Source organism: Niastella sp. sgz303648 (assembly GCF_059587045.1).
This window is the reverse complement of record NZ_JCAPSW010000024.1, coordinates 86,226-102,008: the sequence shown is the minus strand read 5'-3', so window position 1 is coordinate 102,008 and position 15,783 is coordinate 86,226. Positions and strand designations below refer to the sequence as shown.

The window sequence follows — 15,783 nt, the reverse complement described above, 5'->3', positions numbered from 1 at the left end:
AAAATGATTTACAACGATACCGAAACCACCACTATCCTCACCCAATGCATTAACTTCCTCAACAGCATCGGCATCACTACCCTGTTCAGAAAAATCGATAGCGGCAGCTTTTTACCGGGGTTGCTTATCGAAAATGGCTGTATTGTTGTTGATACCGAAGCGCTGCTGCATGAAGGTGATATATTGCACGAAGCCGGACATATTGCCGTAGTGCCCGCCGCCATGCGGCCGCAGCTCGATCAGCAGGCGATCGTTAACAGCGAAAACCGCGAGTCGGAAGAAATGATGGCCATCGCCTGGTCGTATGCCGCCTGCCTGCACCTGAACCTCGACCTGCATATCTTATTTCACGAAAACGGCTACCAGGGCGGTAGCCATTCGATCGTTGAAAATTTTAAAGCAGGCAGGTATTTCGGAACACCTATGCTGCAATGGTGCAACATGACCATTGAACCCGGCCGCGCACAAAACGGCGAACCTGTTTATCCGCAAATGCTTAAGTGGCTGCGCGAATAAAATCTAATTCGACACAAACGTTGCAACCGACGAAGCGGGTAGATTATAAAAAAAGCCGCTGTCGCTTACATTTACCGCTGTTTCTGCTGTAAGATTTTTAGTGGCTGATGTTATATGTGGCGTAAACGATGTAAAGGTCGTTGTACCTGGCATGTACATACGTATTCGCTTTTCGGTATTGGCTGTATTTACAGCAACGATCACCGCTTTGCCATTGCCTTTGTAGGCGCTTATGTACACATCGGTATACGGACTTGCCGCATCCACCCGCTGGTATCCCTGCCGGATGTATTTTGAAAACTGCGCCATTACATAACCGCGTTTGGTAATTTGTCCGCCTTCATCGATGGGACCATAAAACCGTTTTACATACCACCACAAATAAGCATTATAGTTAGCTACCGCCATACAGTCGTGTATCTCTTTGGCTGTGGCCATTATCGACGTCCAGGTGGTTAAGGTATCGAGATGTTCTGTCATCCATACCTCTTTTCCCTTACTAATGGCCAGATCATTTTTTTTCAATCCGCCGCCGTAGATATGTCCGCCTATGATGCCCACTTTGGCAGCAGCGGCCGCATCGTTTAAAATGGAATCGGAAAAAGGCTGGCGAAACTGGAACGATTCGGGCGCCATGAGCTTTGTATTACCCCAATCGAATGTATTGTTTTTAATAAGGTTTATCATTTCCTGTGCATAGTAATCACAGGATTCATAACCCACCTGAATATCGGGTTCGTTTTGTATCGACAATGCATATAGTTCGGCGCCGTTGACGCTCATGTAATCGGCAAAGCTTTTGAGGTATGCGGCATAGTCGGCATAGGAAGAAGTGCTCAACCGGCCTCCGGTAGTGTTGTTATTGGTTTTCATAGATGCCGGGGGCGACCAGGGCGTTGCCATTATAAGCGCGCCCTGGGCTTTGGCCCTTTTGGCATTCGATAATTCGGTGGCCCATTGGGTATTTCCGTATGGATTTACGCGTATGCGAAGAATGCTCAAACCAAGCTGGTTGTCGTTGGCATTGCCGAACAAGGTACTAACATCGGCATCTGACAAATCGGGTCGAAAAACAGTGGCGCCGCCAAACCCTTTGATCGTTTGCTGTACGGCATTCATATCAATTTTAGCTACCGGCGCCAGTTGCTCATCGGTTGTTGTTGTTTCATCATTTTTCTTATCGCACGAAAAAATAATTAAACAAACGGGTATGGAAAGTAGAAGCAGTTTATTCATATTACTTTATTTGAAAGAAATAACGTACGGGCATAAGGTACAGGGTACCAGTTACCAGTTACCTGTTACCTGTTACCTGTTACCTGTTACCTGTTACCTGTTACCCGGTACCTGGCAACCGGTATCCGGTATCCGGCATCCGGCATCCGGTATCCGGTATCCGGTATCCGGTATCCGGCAACTGGTAACCTATTTCGTTTTTACATAGGGTACTATACGAAAGTTGCCGAACGACAACTGAAAACTCTTTATAACTGCTGCGGCCAGCACTTTGCCACTGGCATCAGTATACGCACTATTGATAAATCCGAAGAACCCGCCTTTGGTGGGCGCCTGGTCCATCAGGTATTGATAGGTTTTTCCATTCAATGCCTTGAAGGCGCTCAGCGGCATGGTTACGGTTTGCCAGCCATTCATTTTTACAGGCACTACACTGCCATTCACGGCCCACGGCGCATACGTATAACGCCAGTCGGTGCTGCCTTTCACAAACTCAAAACGAATGAAGCCGCTCGACCAGTCAACCGGTATGTACATATCAAATTGCAACGCCAGGTTGTTACAGGCCGACGCAGGTGTAATGGCGCCATTGGATGTATTCAGCACCGAAGTAATGGCCGGACAGGTACGGAAGTCGAAGCCACCGGCTGTTTGATCAATGGCCACATCGCTGACCGTAGCAGGCACCTGACGGTACGTGTCGGGGTTCTTGTGTCCGTCGCCTGTTGCCGGCAGCAGAGCGGTTTGATTACCCGAAATGGTAGTGCCATAATTGTAAGCGCGCTGGTAGCAATCGCCGGTACCGCCGGTTACAGAAGTATCTAAGGCAAATTTTTGTATGAACACGCATTGGCTGCGGTTCATATAATTATAGCCATATGCCTGCCCGTTATCGCCATGCACGTAAATACCGCCGGGCGTAGTAACAGCATTGGGCGGAACAGTGAGCGTGATCTTGGTATAGTCGCTGCTTAACTGAAACTGTCCCGAAGTAAGCACCACATTGCCCGGCAGTACAACAGAATCTATATCACGTAAGTTTGAACCATAGATTTGCAGATTTTCTCCTGCACGGGGCAATGCGTGCGACACATCAGAGACAACAGGCGCAGGGCCTAATATCGGAAAATGGAAAGTATAGTCATCGTATTCGGTAACAATGCGAATGGTATTGCGCAACGATGCATCGGCCACATCACTGCCATACGGAAGCGTAGACGGAATATTCAGAATAATGTTATGCTCGGTTACATAATTGGGATTTACAGTTGCCTTTATGCCGTTGAGGTAAACAGCTTTTGCCGTTGAAAAACCCGAACCATTGATACGGATGATGGCTCCCAAACTTATTTTCGTTACAATGGTTGTAGTAGTAGTGGCGTTGTGCAGGGTAACGCTATCCACCACAATCTTTTTGGATGCGCCTGCGGGAAGATCTTTTCTGCACGATAAAAATCCTGCCATGATCACGCCACAGATCAGTGCAGTAGTTATTGAAATGCTATATATAATTTTCATATTGTTCATTTTATTGGCTGCCGTATGGGGTGAGCCACCTTTTATAAGATGGCTCCCCTTCGTATACGGCTATTTAAATTCAAAAGGAACAGGTTCTTCTTTTAATGCGGGATTCAATATCAGTTCATTGGCAGGATACGGCAACAGCAACCGGTCGGCCGTTGCCTGGTTTTGTTCCTGTCCGTCGGTAATATTCCTCCATACAAAACCATTGGGCGCCGTACCGCTCAGGTAGTAATAATACTCCGAGCGGCGCTGATGGTTCATGTAATCAAGCACCCAGGCCTGGTCCCAATAGGCGCGGCGCACCATATCGTACCAGAACTGTCCTTCCAGCGCCAGCTCACAGCGGCGCTCATCCCATATGTCGGCCAGCGTAATAGCAGTTACATCTGCCAGTCCGGCTCTTTTGCGTACAAGGTTAAAATATTTCAATGCATCGGCATCGGTTGTGGATGATTGTGATCCAAGTATAGCTTCGGCATACAGCAAATACACTTCGGCAAGCCGAAGCATGGGTGCAGCTAAACCCGAATTACCGCTGATGGCCATGCCATCGGTATCTTTTTTACTGCCGACCACATGTTTTTTAATATTGGGGTATCGCACTGCATTAGCGCCTGTAACAATCCATTTGCCGTCTGTTGTATGGGTGCCAATATAATCATACACCGCACCGGGATAAAAGAAGGTTGCTTTTTTGCGTTTCAACTCTCCCCTGTCGTGCATCAGCTTCACCAGTTCGCCTGAAGCATAAACATAAATACCATAAGCAGGCAACCCATCGGTAAGCGTGGTACTGTAAGCCAGCCAGTCCTGATTACGGTTACCCACGCCATATTCCGATGAGGCGGGTACAAACTGCAGGGCGAATAATGATTCGGAGTTGTTATTATTCTGCGGACGGAATAATTGCTCATAATCGGCCATCAGGCTATAATTGGGCGCTTCGCATACCTGTTTGGCTGCGGCTTTTGCCAGATCATAATAGTCCTGTGCCGTTTTGGTATACCGGCCCGAAAATCGGTTGCCACGGGCATAGCAGGCGGCGGTTATATATAAACGGGACAATATGCCCAGGGCGCTGTATTTTGTTATCCTTCCTTTATCATCGGTGGCCGGCAAATTAGCTGTGGCAAATTCAAGATCAAGGATCGCATACTGCAATACATCTTCAAAGAAATTGGGTTTTACCTTAAAGTTTTTCGACGTGGCGGCAGGATCTTCAATGATGGGAACATTGCCCCATACCGAACCCATATACCAGTAGGCCAGTCCGCGCATAAACCTTGCTTCGGCCTTGCAGGCATTTATATCTTTTAACGCAACATTGTATTGAAGCGCTTTATCGAGGTTATTCAACACATAATCGGCCTGTGTAATCACCAGGTACAGCGAATTCCACGCCTGTGGCAACGAAGAAGTTTCACCGGTTTCGGTTAACCGTATGTATGATTGTCCCGGTGTATACGGTGTGAACAGGTTGTTACCGCGCCCGTCGCCAAAATCAAAATAAAACTGGCTGCTGAACTGGTACCATACTTTGTTGTACAGGGCGCCGGTGGCAGCACGGCATTCCTGCACCGTAGTAAAATAATTTTCAAGCGTTGCCTGGCTGCTCGATTTTGTTTCAAGGAATTTTTTGCAGCCGGTGAATGGCATCATCACCATGGCTGCTAATAATATGCTTATAATACGTTTCATAGCAATCATTATATAATTCAATTATAAACCAAGGGAAAGACCGATTGTAAAACTGCGCGGGGTTGGGTAACGACCGGGATCAACACCGTTTAACAGGGCGTTCTGGCTGGTGGCCGAATACTGATCTTTGGTCATACCTACTTCGGGATCGTACCCGCTGTATTTTGTAAACGTGTATACATTTTGCGCATTCACATACACCCGCACGTTATTCATGCCCAGCCGGGCAAAAGTTTTTTTAGAAAATGTATACGCTAAGCTAACATTCTGCAGGCGCAGAAAAGAACCGTCTTCAACAAACCTCGACGATAACCGGTTGTTGCTGTTTACATCGTTTAACGACATGCGCGGCATAGACCCATCGCCCCCTGACACATACACATTGTATATATCTGTAGCCGTTCCATTGGGATCTTTCAAACCAAGGTGGGCATAATCTATTCCGGCGCGCCGGGTAATGTTGCCGGTAGTATTGGGATCGTCAATAGCGAGGTTCAGAAAGTTCAGCACTTTGTTGCCATAAGTACCGGTGAAAAATATATTCAGGTCGAAATTTTTGTAAACAAAGGTGTTGCCAAAACCATAGGTAAACAATGGCAGCGGACTTCCAAGATACTGGCGATCGTCCTGGTTAATAACGCCGTCGTGATTGTAATCGTCCCAGATAAGATCGCCCACCCATATACCATTGTTCTTATCGATCTTTTGTTTTTCAGGAATAGCAATTTTTTGCTGGCCGTTTTTGTCGTAAATGTCATCTGCCGAATTAATGCGGCCGGTCGCTTTATACCCCCAGAACTCACCTATGCTGCGGCCTGCTTCGGTACGGCTAACTATATACGTAGTGCCCGACAGCTGATAGGTTTTATTGATAAAGGCCGATTCGGCATTCAGCTTCAGTATTTTGTTCCTGTTCAGCGTGAACACAACGTTCGACATCCAGGTAAAATCCCGCGTTTTGTAATTGGTAGCGTTTACCGACAATTCAATGCCCTTGTTCTGCAGGGAACCCACATTGGCCCATGGCGCACTGGCCGATCCCGGAGGACCGCCCTGTTGCGCACCGGTAATGCCTGGCAATGTTAGTTCAAGCAATAAATTGTCGGTACGTTTTAAGTATACATCAGCAACCAGTTCAATACGGTTGTTCAGCAGGCTCAGGTCAAGGCCAAGGTTATACGACTGGGTGCTTTCCCAGGTTACTTCGGGATTAGGCACGTTGGCGATCAGCGCGCCGTTACCCCATATGGTGGGCACGTTGGCAATATTGGCGGTATATGCAAATTGCCTGATATTACTGTTACCCACTTTACCATAACCCAGCCGCAGCTTCAGGTTATTGATGGTTCTTATATTTCTGAAGAAAGGTTCATCACTTATTTTCCATGCAAGAGCAGTTGACGGAAACACGCCCCATTTATGCCCCTCGGCAAAATTCGATGAGCCGTCATAACGCAGGGTGGCTGTTATCATATACCGGTTACGGAACGAATAAAACGCCCGGCCGAAAAAGGAAGCATAAGACGCCCGGCCGGTATTACCACCGTTCTCTGCAGTAAGCGCATCACCCGCATCGATGTCCTGCAGCTGGTTGCTGCCGCCGCGCCGTTTCGCATAAATATAATTGTAAGTTCGTTCTGTAAGCTCCTGACCAAGCATAGCATTCAGCGTATGCAGTTTACCAATTACCGGGTTATACGTGACCACGTTGCGCCAGCTCCAGTTATTCGAATACCGCTGCGTTTGCTGATTGGTGATCTCGCTGTTGTAGCGGCCGCCGAGTTTATAGGTAGGAATAAAAGAATGCGTCATTTCCTCGCCAAGATCGGTAGCAAATTCAGTTCTTACCGATAACGCGCTGATGGGTTTAATTTCGAGATACACGTTGCCGCGTATGCCGATTCGTTTATTTCCTTTGTCTAATAATTTGGATAAGGCCAATGGATTGGATAAGGCATCATTCGGGTCTTCGGGTCCTCCATAAGTTCCATCGAGGTTGCGTGCCGGTACCGATGGCGATTGCCGTACTGCCGAGTTGATCAGGTCCCAATCGGCAATGGTAATGATCTGACTTGTTCTGCTAAGGGTCATGGCCCCTCCCATTTTAGCCCACGACTTCAGTTTGGTATCGATATTTCCCGAAGCCGTAATGCGATCAAAACCCGAACCGCTGGCTACGCCATCCTGCTTAAGATAGTTACCCGAAATGCGGTAGGTTGTTATTTCATTGCCGCCCGAAACCGACAGGTTATAGTTTTGCAAAGATGCGGGCCTGAATATTTCTTTTTGCCAGTTGGTACCTGTTGACAATAATGATGGATTGGCAAAATAATCATTTATAGGCCATCCTTTCAACGTATTATATTCGTTCAGGTGTTGCGCATATTCCTGCAGGCTTGTCATTGCCAGATACTTCGGTAAACTTTGTTTTCCGTATTTGGCATCGAAGGCAAGCCGTGGCGGACCGGGTTTACCTTTTTTGGTGGTAATGATGATCACCCCGTTGGCGCCCTGTGCGCCATAGATAGCGGTGGCCGATGCATCTTTTAAAACATCGATGGTTTCAATATCGTTGGGGTTAATGGCTGAAAAGGCATTACTGCTATAGCTTCCGGTACCTGAACTGATGATCACGCCGTCGATAACAAAAATGGGTTCGTTGGTAGAATTCACCGAGCTTAACCCACGTATCTGTATACTCGAACCGCCGCCGGGTAAACCTGTATTCTGCGTCATTTGCACACCTGCAACACGCCCCTGCAGCACCTGATCAATTGATGTTACGCCCGATTTTTCGATAGTAGCTGAATTTACCGAACCAACGGCTCCGGTTAAATCAGATCGTCGCTGCGTTCCGTAACCGATAACGATGATCTGATCAAGATTTTGCGAAACGGCACTCAGTCTGATCTCGAGCGGTGCACCGGAAATGATCTTTATTAATCTTGTTTCGTACCCGATGGCCGATATTGCAATGGTTGCGTTCAGCGATACTTCAATACTGAATTTACCATCTGCACCGGTAGGTACTCCTTTAGTACTGCCTACTATTGTTACCGAAGCGCCCATTATCACCCGGCCGCTGTCGCTCAATACCCGGCCGGTTATAATTATATCGGCTGTTTCGGGTTTAATTTCGGCACTGGCAAATCGTACTTCTTCCTTCTCTTTGATCACAACCATTTTATTTACGATCGAATAAGTGAGCGGCTGTTCTCTGAAGCATAGGGTTAAAACGTCGTCGAGCGAAGCATTCTTTACATTAAGGGTAACTCTTTTGGCTTTTTGAATGATGGCCTGCGTGTAAACAAACGTGAAGCCTGTTTGTCGCTTCAATTCCTGAAAGACCGTTTGCAATGGAACGTTCTTTTGCGAAAGGGTAATTTGTTGCGCATCACCGCGGCCCCAGGCGGTAAGCATAGTGGCAAGCAACCATACAACGGTTAATTTCATAGCGGGCAAATTTTTTTTCATGGCATGCTGAAGTTTATGCACCAGGCCATAACAATCGTTAACAGGCATAGTTTCGGTATGTTAATTATATAAATCGTTTGTTTCCCGCCTGCGGCGGGAAGCGGGAAATTGCTCTTTGGCCATCTCTTCAGGGTTTCACAATGATCCTCTTTCCCTCAATAACAAAATGCACCTTGCCGGTTAATTCCAGCGCCTTCAATACATCCGACAGTTTGGTATTGCGCGGGATCTCGGCATAAAAAATATCCTTTACTTCTTTATCATACACTACTTCCACATCGTACCAGCGTGCTATCTGCCGCATAAGCTGACCAATATCCGTACCCGAAAAAAGAAATCGTCCGTTCTTCCAGGCCATTACCTCTTCTGTCTGGACTGGGATGGGTTGGGATAGTTGCCCGCCCGAACGACCGTCCGGTCGCGCGGGGGATGTTTGGGATATCGATACCTGCTCTCCGGGCTTTAATATTGCCTCCTGATAATTATTGTGATTTTTATTCACCATTGATCCCGCAGGGCGGGAACCATTGACGACTTTTACTGAACCTTCGAGTAATGTTGTTTTAATGGCAGCTTCATCATCATAGGCATTTATGTTAAAGTGCGTGCCGAGTACCGTTACCTCACCACCATCGCCCTTAGCGGTAACAATTTGTACTGTAAATGGCATTTTCTCATGTTCTCCTTTGGCGGTTAGGGGCTTTACCTCAAAATATACTTCTCCGGTAACCTTCACGATTCTATGCTTTCCGGTAAATACAACCGGATAGGTGATAGAAGAACCTGCATTTAACCAAACGGCTGTTCCATCTGATAATGTGAGCTGATATTGGCGACCCAACGGCGTGGTCATCGTGTTCCAGGCCATTGCATCCGACGCATTTTGCGCATCATATACAACCTGTCCGTTTTTCTTTATTACCTGTGCGCCGTCTTCACTGGCGAGTGCGCCGTTGGCAGCACTATCCAGAATGATCTGTCGTCCGTTCGCCAGCGTTAACACAGCGCCCTGCGTACCGGGCAATGCATCGTTGGTAAGCGGCTGTTTGCTTTGATGGGCATAGGCCGGTATGGAATTACCGGAACGGAAAAGAAAAACATAGCCACCGCCGGCCAGCAGCAATACGATAGCTGCTGCAGCCGTAAACTTCAACCACCTCATCCTGTACACCCTGCCCCCGCCTATTTGCCGGATAATACTTTTTTTTAAAGCACGCTCCAGTTCGGCTTTTTCATTGGCCGGTATTCCTGTTGAATCGCTATTGGCCAGTTCGGCAAAATTGCACAGGCGGTTGTACTGAATTATTTCCTCCTCCGTTGCTGTTCCGGATACAATTTTCTCCGCAAGCCTTTGTATTTCTTCCTTTGTCATGGTTTTATGTCGTATTACTTTGGCACATGAGAGGGAGCTTACCCCTAAAAGGAGGGAAAAAAAATTTTGAGCAAGATGAACAGCAACAATTTCTGATTTTGAGATTTTGGGATATTGAGATTTGTTCTGGTGATACCGTATAAGGAAATCACAAAATCTCTAAATCTCAAAATCCCAAAATATTAGCCAGAATAAGCATTCCCACCAGCCGCAGACCAAGCCTTGTTCGTATACGTTTTAATGCTATAGACATCTGGGCTTCTACGGTTTTAACCGAAATACCGAGGCGTTCGGCTATTTCGCGGTTGGTTAAACCTTCTTCCCTGCTAAGCCGGTAAACTTCGCGGCATTTATCGGGTAATTGTAAAATTGAATCGTGGATCACCTGTTGCAGCTCTTTTAATTCAATAAGTTCTTCACTGGTGGCGGCGAGGGTATGAACAGGAATTTTTGTTAATTCATCAATTACATGATCATGAATATTTCCGTTGCGAATGTAGTTGGCCACTTTAAACCGTACGGCTGCTTTAAGATAGGCTTTTACATAGGTTACGTTCAGGGTAGTGCGATTTTCCCAAAGCCATACAAATACATCCTGCACAATATCTTTAACAGCATCCTTATCGTGTAAAATGGCAAAACCGCATTGATACAATTCAAACCAATGGCGTTCATACAGCTGCTCAAATGCATGCTGATCGTTGCCTGCAACCAGTTGAACAAGCTCCTGATCTGAATACGTATGATACACACCCACTGTTTTAAGTTTATAGTTGAAATAGGATCATGAAAAAATGATACGGGTGATAAGGTTGATAGCAGGCTAATGGAAAATGAAAGAACTGTTATATAATAATCCGGCGCAGGGCCATTAAAGATCAGGCGGTGTTTTTAAAAAGATGGTTGGTAATTTATATAACCCGAGGTAAGCAACAGCAGGTACATAATAGAGGGCCTGCAACAGGCAACGGTAAAGCACCGGTTCAGCAATCATTTTCGGCAGCATGGGTCGTTAGTTTTAAGTGTCTATCTGACGACTAAATTAATGAGATTTTGAAAGAATGCAACCGATTACAATATATTTTTTCAAAAATGTATTAGTATCCTTATTATCAGGCTTGTAAGCGATTGTAGTAAAAGTGTGCAAAAATGGTATATATTACACTTATTTATAATCAATTTGTTTAGGCGACAAAATTGGTAAAAAATACAAACGCCATCTGTTGTTTACAGATGGCGTCAGGCACAACCAAAAATTAAAATCAATTTGGCCGCTACTCCAGATCTCGTCCCTACGGGATCATATAAAACGATACGTTTTTTTCTACCCACATCTGATCCCTAACGGGATTGGAGGCAATTCCCGGATAAAGGCTTCCGTCCCGTTAATCCGTTGAAGCAGGCTGATTTATTTTGTGCAGTCTGCGTTTCACCACATCATCCCAGTCGATCAGGGGATAGATATGGTATTTTTTTGCCTGTGCATCGAACAGATCCTGCAACTCTTTTAATTTTTCAGGATACTTCTTTGCCAGGTCAACACGCTCATTAAAATCTTCGTTTAAATTATACAGCTCCCAAACATCTTTATCAAAGTTGCGGGCAACCGAATCTTTACCGGGCAATACATTTATATCGATGTAATCAGGATGATGTGCGGCAGCTGCCTTCCAGCCATCTTTATAAATAGCGCGTGAACCGAAAATATAATAATACTGATCGGCATGACGCGAAGGCGCTTTTGCATCGGCAACCGAATAGAACAGCGAAGTGCCCTGTAAGGTATCCTGCTTAATTCCTTTGATAGTTTCAGGCAAGTTCAGACCTGCAAATTCAATTGTAGTTGGCAATATATCAATTACATGTCCGTACTGATTTCTGATGCCGCCTTTGTCTTTTATGCCTTTGGGATAGAAAACGATCAGCGGGTTATGGGTGCCGCCTTCTGAATTGGCATCCTGCTTCCAGTATTTGAAAGGCGTATTGGCTGCCTGCGCCCAACCGAGCGGATAATTGGTTTGTGAACCCGATGGCGTTCCGATCTCCCCTATCTTTTCGAGATTGGTTTTGAATATTTCATCTTCGTTCACTTTACCACCCAACGGGCCACGGTTAAGCACACCCTGAAAGGTGCCTTCCTTGCTGGCGCCATTGTCGCCAATGATCACAACCACCAGCGTGTTGTCGAGTTGCTTACTATCTTTTAAATAATTGATCAGCCGTCCTACCTGGTTGTCGATATAGGTAAGATAACCTGCATACACTTCCATAAAACGGGCATACACTTTCTTCTGATCGGGTGTAAGCGTACTCCATGCTTTTACATTCTGGTTACGTGCAGGCAACTGTGCATTGGCAGGAATAACACCGAGTTTCTTTTGACTGGCGATCACCTTTTCGCGATACACATCCCAGCCTTCATCGAATTTACCTTTATACAGATCGCTCCATTCGGCACTCACCTGGTGTGGCGCATGGGTGGCGCCGGGTGCGTAATACAAAAAGAAGGGTTTATCGGGCGCTGCCTTTTTTTGTTTGTCGATATAACTAATGGCCTTATCCGTAATTTGTTCGTTCAGATTTCTGCCATCGGGTGTTACATGCGAATTGTCTTCTACCAGGTCGGGTTTGTACTGATCGGTTTGTGATCCTAAAAAGCCAAAGAAACGATCAAATCCTTTACCGGATGGCCAGCGGTCGAACGGACCGGCATCGGTAGCATCTTCATCGGGCGTTACACCCCATTTACCAACGGCAAATGTGTTATATCCGTTTTCGCGCAATATTTCGCCAATGGTGCCTTTATCGGATGGTATTCTTCCGTCATAACCGGGAAAGCCGGCCGATAAGGCAGTGTGCGCAAATCCGCCCATGTGCACGTAATGCTGGTTGCGCCCGGTTAATAAAGCCGCGCGGGTAGGTGCGCATATTGCTGATGTATGAAAGTTGGTATACCTCAATCCCTGGTTGGCCAAACTGTCGAATGTAGGCGTATTGATCAGTCCGCCGAAAGCGGTAGATGCGCCAAAGCCAACATCATCGAGTAATATCCATACAATATTGGGTGAACCGGCCGGCGCTTTCACCGGTGCGGGCCACCATTCTTTTGATTCGGCATAGGTTTTACCTACTACGCCCTGATAAGCCTGCGGAGCCGTTTGCGCCTGTACTGCAACGGCGCCTGCACCTACCATCAATGAAGCGGCAAGCACTCTCTTTGTTATTCTGTGAATACTCATATTGTATTATTGTTTGTGTGATAAATTGTTTGATTTCGGGTTCGGGGATCTGAAGTCAGAAGTCAGATGTCAGATATCAGAAGAACCCGTTGTTCAATCATACCTCGTTCCTGCAATCTCGTACATCCTACTTCGGACTTCAGACTTCGGACTTCAGACTTCAGACTTCCGATTTCATCGGGCAGCTAACCTGCTCTTAAGGAACTGCCCCGAAGGAATACAGCTATGCACAGCCGTAAAGGATGTAAGCAGTTTTGTTTCGGATTGTACAGTTGAAGCAGCGAGATTGATGAACCCATAGGCATGGTTGTACTGCTGACCTTTGGCAATTACCCATTGCAGAAAACCGAGCACTTCTTTTTCGGCCGGACTTTTACGAAATATCACGTTCACATTTTCGATCAGCAATTTGGGGTTCTTTGTTTTTTCGGCGAAGTCGAGCACCTTATCGAGCGTGCCGTAAATCTGTTCACCCGCATCAATGCGTCCGTTCTCATTAAAGTCGATGGGAACAATCGCTATGCTATCGACAATCCTGCGTGTTTTGATATCGTAAATAAAACCGAGGTTGTTGTAGCTGATGCCATTGGTATCTCTTTTAACGGCATTCAGCAGGTCTTTATCATCGCCTGCAACACCGGTGCCTTTTATATCTTTTTGCTCATTGCCAAAGTGATTGGCAAAGGCAATGGAAGCACAGGCAGGTTTTTCGCGTTTGTATACTGAAAAATGGTAAAAGGCATTATTGGTGGTATCGTCGAAATACACGCGTTTGAAATCGGCATCACTAAATCCTGTTGACTGCAATGTTGTAACCCTGCTGCTGTTTTTATTAATCACCGGCAACTGCACATACTGAGCTAAAGCAATACTACCCCGGTCCTCTTTTATATTACCGGGTTTCAAAGCGTACGAAGCGATCAAAATATCAGCGCTGTCTGCCGGTATTTTACTGCTTAATACAATGGTTACGTTTTTGTGGAGCCTGGTGTATTCATCTATCCATTTTTGCACCAACGGATGCGTAAGCCGTGTGCCTGTTACTTTTATAACTTTTGTGGCTGAAGCGTTTTGTGCTTCTGCCTGGAATGCTGTCCAAAACAGCATGGTAAAGAAGAATATATTTTTCATACAAATTGTTTTATTAAATCGTCCCTTCGATCCTTCGACTACGCTCAGGATATATGGTGTACTCCTTCGACTACGCTCAGGACTTACCATCCGGCGTTTTGTGATAACCCCGCCAAATCAATCTCCACCTGCGGAATCGGATACAACGTATCCTTCAGCGCAGCGCCGGTTTTGGCGGGCAGCTTTTTTAAGGCATCGTATAAATAACTGCCGCCCCGTCTTGATAAATCGAACCAGCGGTTGGCTTCCTGTATGAACTCTTTTCTTCTTTCCAGAAAAATGGAGTCTCTGAAGCCGGCCTGACTTAATGCAGGAGTCAACTCAGCTATATTGGCCCTTGTTCTTACTCTATTGATGGCCGCATAAGCATCGACCGTAGGGCCGCCATTGATTTCATTCAGGGTTTCGGCATATAACAGTAATATATCTGCGTAACGGATAACCGGGAAGTTGACGCCGCTTTGCGCCTGGTTGGTTATGGGCGACAAACTATAATCGATAAACTTGGCAAAACGCGGCGCCCCGTAATTGACTGTTTGGCCCGTGGCCGCATTGTACTGTGTGGTAAAAAATGTAACCGTCCGGCGTGTATCAGCCGCATCGAACAATTGATACAAGGTGCTGTCGGCAGGAATATCACCGGGATAAACAGCCGGGTTAAACGAATTAAAATCGCCACTGCTTAAAAACTGTGTACTGTTTTTGGCGCCGAGGTTGGTTTCGAACTGTACCGAAAAAATATGCTCTGCACCGTTCTTGGTTGCTTTCTGAAAAGCATCTTTATAACTGGCAAACAGGCTGTATCCGTATATACCGGTTGCTCCTGTAAAAGTTCCGGCAGTTATTACCTTTTGCAATTCAGCTAATGCGTTGGACCAATCCCTGCGGTTTACATATACTTTGGCCAGCAGGGCATGCGCGCCGCCGCTGGTTACACGTCCTATATCGGCGCCTGTATACGATTTGGGCAAATTGGTGGCATCGGCCAGATCGTTGATTATTTGCTGGTATACGCTGTCTTTCGATGCCCTGCCTGTTTTCAGTTTGCTTACATCAACAGTGGTCGGGTCGTGCAGTATCAATGGAACGGCGCCATGTAAACGAACCAGGTTAAAATACAACAGGGCCCTTATAAATTTTGATTCCCGCACCAGCCGTGAACGAAGGGTTGTATCCATGGCAATGGCAGGTATGTTGTCGATGGCAACATTGGCCCTGCTGATGCCATAATAATGTTGCTGCCAGTTCTTTTTGATGCGGTCGTTACTGGCTACATAGGTGGCGGTACCCAGGGCACGCACATCGGGATTGGTATTGGAAGGACTAAACACCTGGTCATCGCTTCCGCTGCCGATCAACAGGTTCAGGTTGCGGCCGTATATGGGAAAGTCGGCAGCAGGGTCGCTGTTCAATGTGCTGTAAACAGCCGATACAGCCGCAATGGCGTCGGATGATGTTTTATAAAACTGGCCTGATACTGTTATGGAGTTTGGATCTTCGGTCAGCTTATTGCACGATAAAAACAAACCTGTTGCCACTATAAATGCTGCCGGTATTTTTATACCTGTATTGTTCATTGCTCAATATTTTAAA

The 15,783-nt window shown here is 46.3% G+C and carries 12 protein-coding genes; 2 read left to right on the top strand and 10 right to left on the bottom strand.

Annotated features, from left to right (window positions below; all coding sequences use genetic code 11):
* The first annotated feature begins 3 nt into the window (after nt 1–3).
* Complete coding sequence (locus AC59IL_RS36455; RefSeq protein WP_496557180.1) at nt 4–516, top strand: hypothetical protein; 513 nt, start codon at nt 4–6, stop codon at nt 514–516.
* Between the two features lie 3 nt (nt 517–519).
* On the opposite strand, the gene AC59IL_RS36450 is transcribed toward AC59IL_RS36455, so the two are convergent.
* Nucleotides 520–1,752, bottom strand: coding sequence for a glycoside hydrolase (locus AC59IL_RS36450; protein WP_496557179.1), 1,233 nt, complete (start codon nt 1,750–1,752; stop codon nt 520–522).
* On the opposite strand from AC59IL_RS36450, the gene AC59IL_RS36445 reads away from it, so the two are divergent.
* Nucleotides 1,727–1,960, top strand: coding sequence for a hypothetical protein (locus AC59IL_RS36445; protein ID WP_496557178.1), 234 nt, complete (start codon nt 1,727–1,729; stop codon nt 1,958–1,960). The genes AC59IL_RS36450 and AC59IL_RS36445 overlap by 26 nt on opposite strands.
* Here AC59IL_RS36445 and AC59IL_RS36440 read toward each other — a convergent pair.
* The 9 genes from AC59IL_RS36440 to AC59IL_RS36400 form a co-directional block, all read right to left on the bottom strand.
* Entirely contained in the window at nt 1,942–3,270 is a 1,329-nt protein-coding gene (locus tag AC59IL_RS36440) for a glycan-binding surface protein (RefSeq protein WP_496557177.1), read from the bottom strand. The genes AC59IL_RS36445 and AC59IL_RS36440 overlap by 19 nt on opposite strands.
* Nucleotides 3,271–3,339: 69 nt before the next feature.
* The gene (locus AC59IL_RS36435; RefSeq protein WP_496557176.1) at nt 3,340–4,974 is read right to left on the bottom strand and encodes a RagB/SusD family nutrient uptake outer membrane protein; all 1,635 of its coding nucleotides are present in this window, start codon (nt 4,972–4,974) and stop codon (nt 3,340–3,342) included.
* Nucleotides 4,975–4,995: 21 nt separating this feature from the next.
* Nucleotides 4,996–8,448: a TonB-dependent receptor gene (locus tag AC59IL_RS36430; protein ID WP_496557175.1), complete on the bottom strand. Its 3,453-nt coding sequence runs from the start codon at nt 8,446–8,448 to the stop codon at nt 4,996–4,998.
* Nucleotides 8,449–8,575: 127 nt separating this feature from the next.
* Nucleotides 8,576–9,820 carry a FecR family protein gene (locus AC59IL_RS36425; protein ID WP_496557174.1) on the bottom strand — a complete coding sequence of 415 codons (1,245 nt, stop codon included), beginning with the start codon at nt 9,818–9,820 and terminating at the stop codon, nt 8,576–8,578.
* 166 nt (nt 9,821–9,986) lie between these two features.
* The gene (locus tag AC59IL_RS36420; protein WP_496557173.1) at nt 9,987–10,571 is read right to left on the bottom strand and encodes an RNA polymerase sigma-70 factor; all 585 of its coding nucleotides are present in this window, start codon (nt 10,569–10,571) and stop codon (nt 9,987–9,989) included.
* 120 nt (nt 10,572–10,691) lie between these two features.
* Nucleotides 10,692–10,826, bottom strand: coding sequence for a hypothetical protein (locus AC59IL_RS36415; protein WP_496557172.1), 135 nt, complete (start codon nt 10,824–10,826; stop codon nt 10,692–10,694).
* 379 nt (nt 10,827–11,205) lie between these two features.
* The gene (locus tag AC59IL_RS36410; RefSeq protein ID WP_496557171.1) at nt 11,206–13,059 is read right to left on the bottom strand and encodes an arylsulfatase; all 1,854 of its coding nucleotides are present in this window, start codon (nt 13,057–13,059) and stop codon (nt 11,206–11,208) included.
* A 174-nt stretch (nt 13,060–13,233) separates the two neighbouring features.
* Nucleotides 13,234–14,190 (bottom strand): hypothetical protein, encoded by a 957-nt coding sequence (locus tag AC59IL_RS36405; RefSeq protein WP_496557170.1) that lies wholly within the window; start codon nt 14,188–14,190, stop codon nt 13,234–13,236.
* Nucleotides 14,191–14,273: 83 nt separating this feature from the next.
* Entirely contained in the window at nt 14,274–15,767 is a 1,494-nt protein-coding gene (locus AC59IL_RS36400) for a RagB/SusD family nutrient uptake outer membrane protein (RefSeq protein ID WP_496557169.1), read from the bottom strand.
* Nucleotides 15,768–15,783 lie beyond the last annotated feature (16 nt).

Coding starts and splice junctions, on each gene's coding strand:
- AC59IL_RS36455 (WP_496557180.1), top strand. CDS start 4: ATGATTTACAACGATACCGAAACCACCACTATCCTCACCCAATGCATT.
- AC59IL_RS36445 (WP_496557178.1), top strand. CDS start 1,727: ATGGAAAGTAGAAGCAGTTTATTCATATTACTTTATTTGAAAGAAATA.
- AC59IL_RS36450 (WP_496557179.1), bottom strand. CDS start 1,752: ATGAATAAACTGCTTCTACTTTCCATACCCGTTTGTTTAATTATTTTT.
- AC59IL_RS36440 (WP_496557177.1), bottom strand. CDS start 3,270: ATGAAAATTATATATAGCATTTCAATAACTACTGCACTGATCTGTGGC.
- AC59IL_RS36435 (WP_496557176.1), bottom strand. CDS start 4,974: ATGAAACGTATTATAAGCATATTATTAGCAGCCATGGTGATGATGCCA.
- AC59IL_RS36430 (WP_496557175.1), bottom strand. CDS start 8,448: ATGAAAAAAAATTTGCCCGCTATGAAATTAACCGTTGTATGGTTGCTT.
- AC59IL_RS36425 (WP_496557174.1), bottom strand. CDS start 9,820: ATGACAAAGGAAGAAATACAAAGGCTTGCGGAGAAAATTGTATCCGGA.
- AC59IL_RS36415 (WP_496557172.1), bottom strand. CDS start 10,826: ATGCTGCCGAAAATGATTGCTGAACCGGTGCTTTACCGTTGCCTGTTG.
- AC59IL_RS36410 (WP_496557171.1), bottom strand. CDS start 13,059: ATGAGTATTCACAGAATAACAAAGAGAGTGCTTGCCGCTTCATTGATG.
- AC59IL_RS36405 (WP_496557170.1), bottom strand. CDS start 14,190: ATGAAAAATATATTCTTCTTTACCATGCTGTTTTGGACAGCATTCCAG.
- AC59IL_RS36400 (WP_496557169.1), bottom strand. CDS start 15,767: ATGAACAATACAGGTATAAAAATACCGGCAGCATTTATAGTGGCAACA.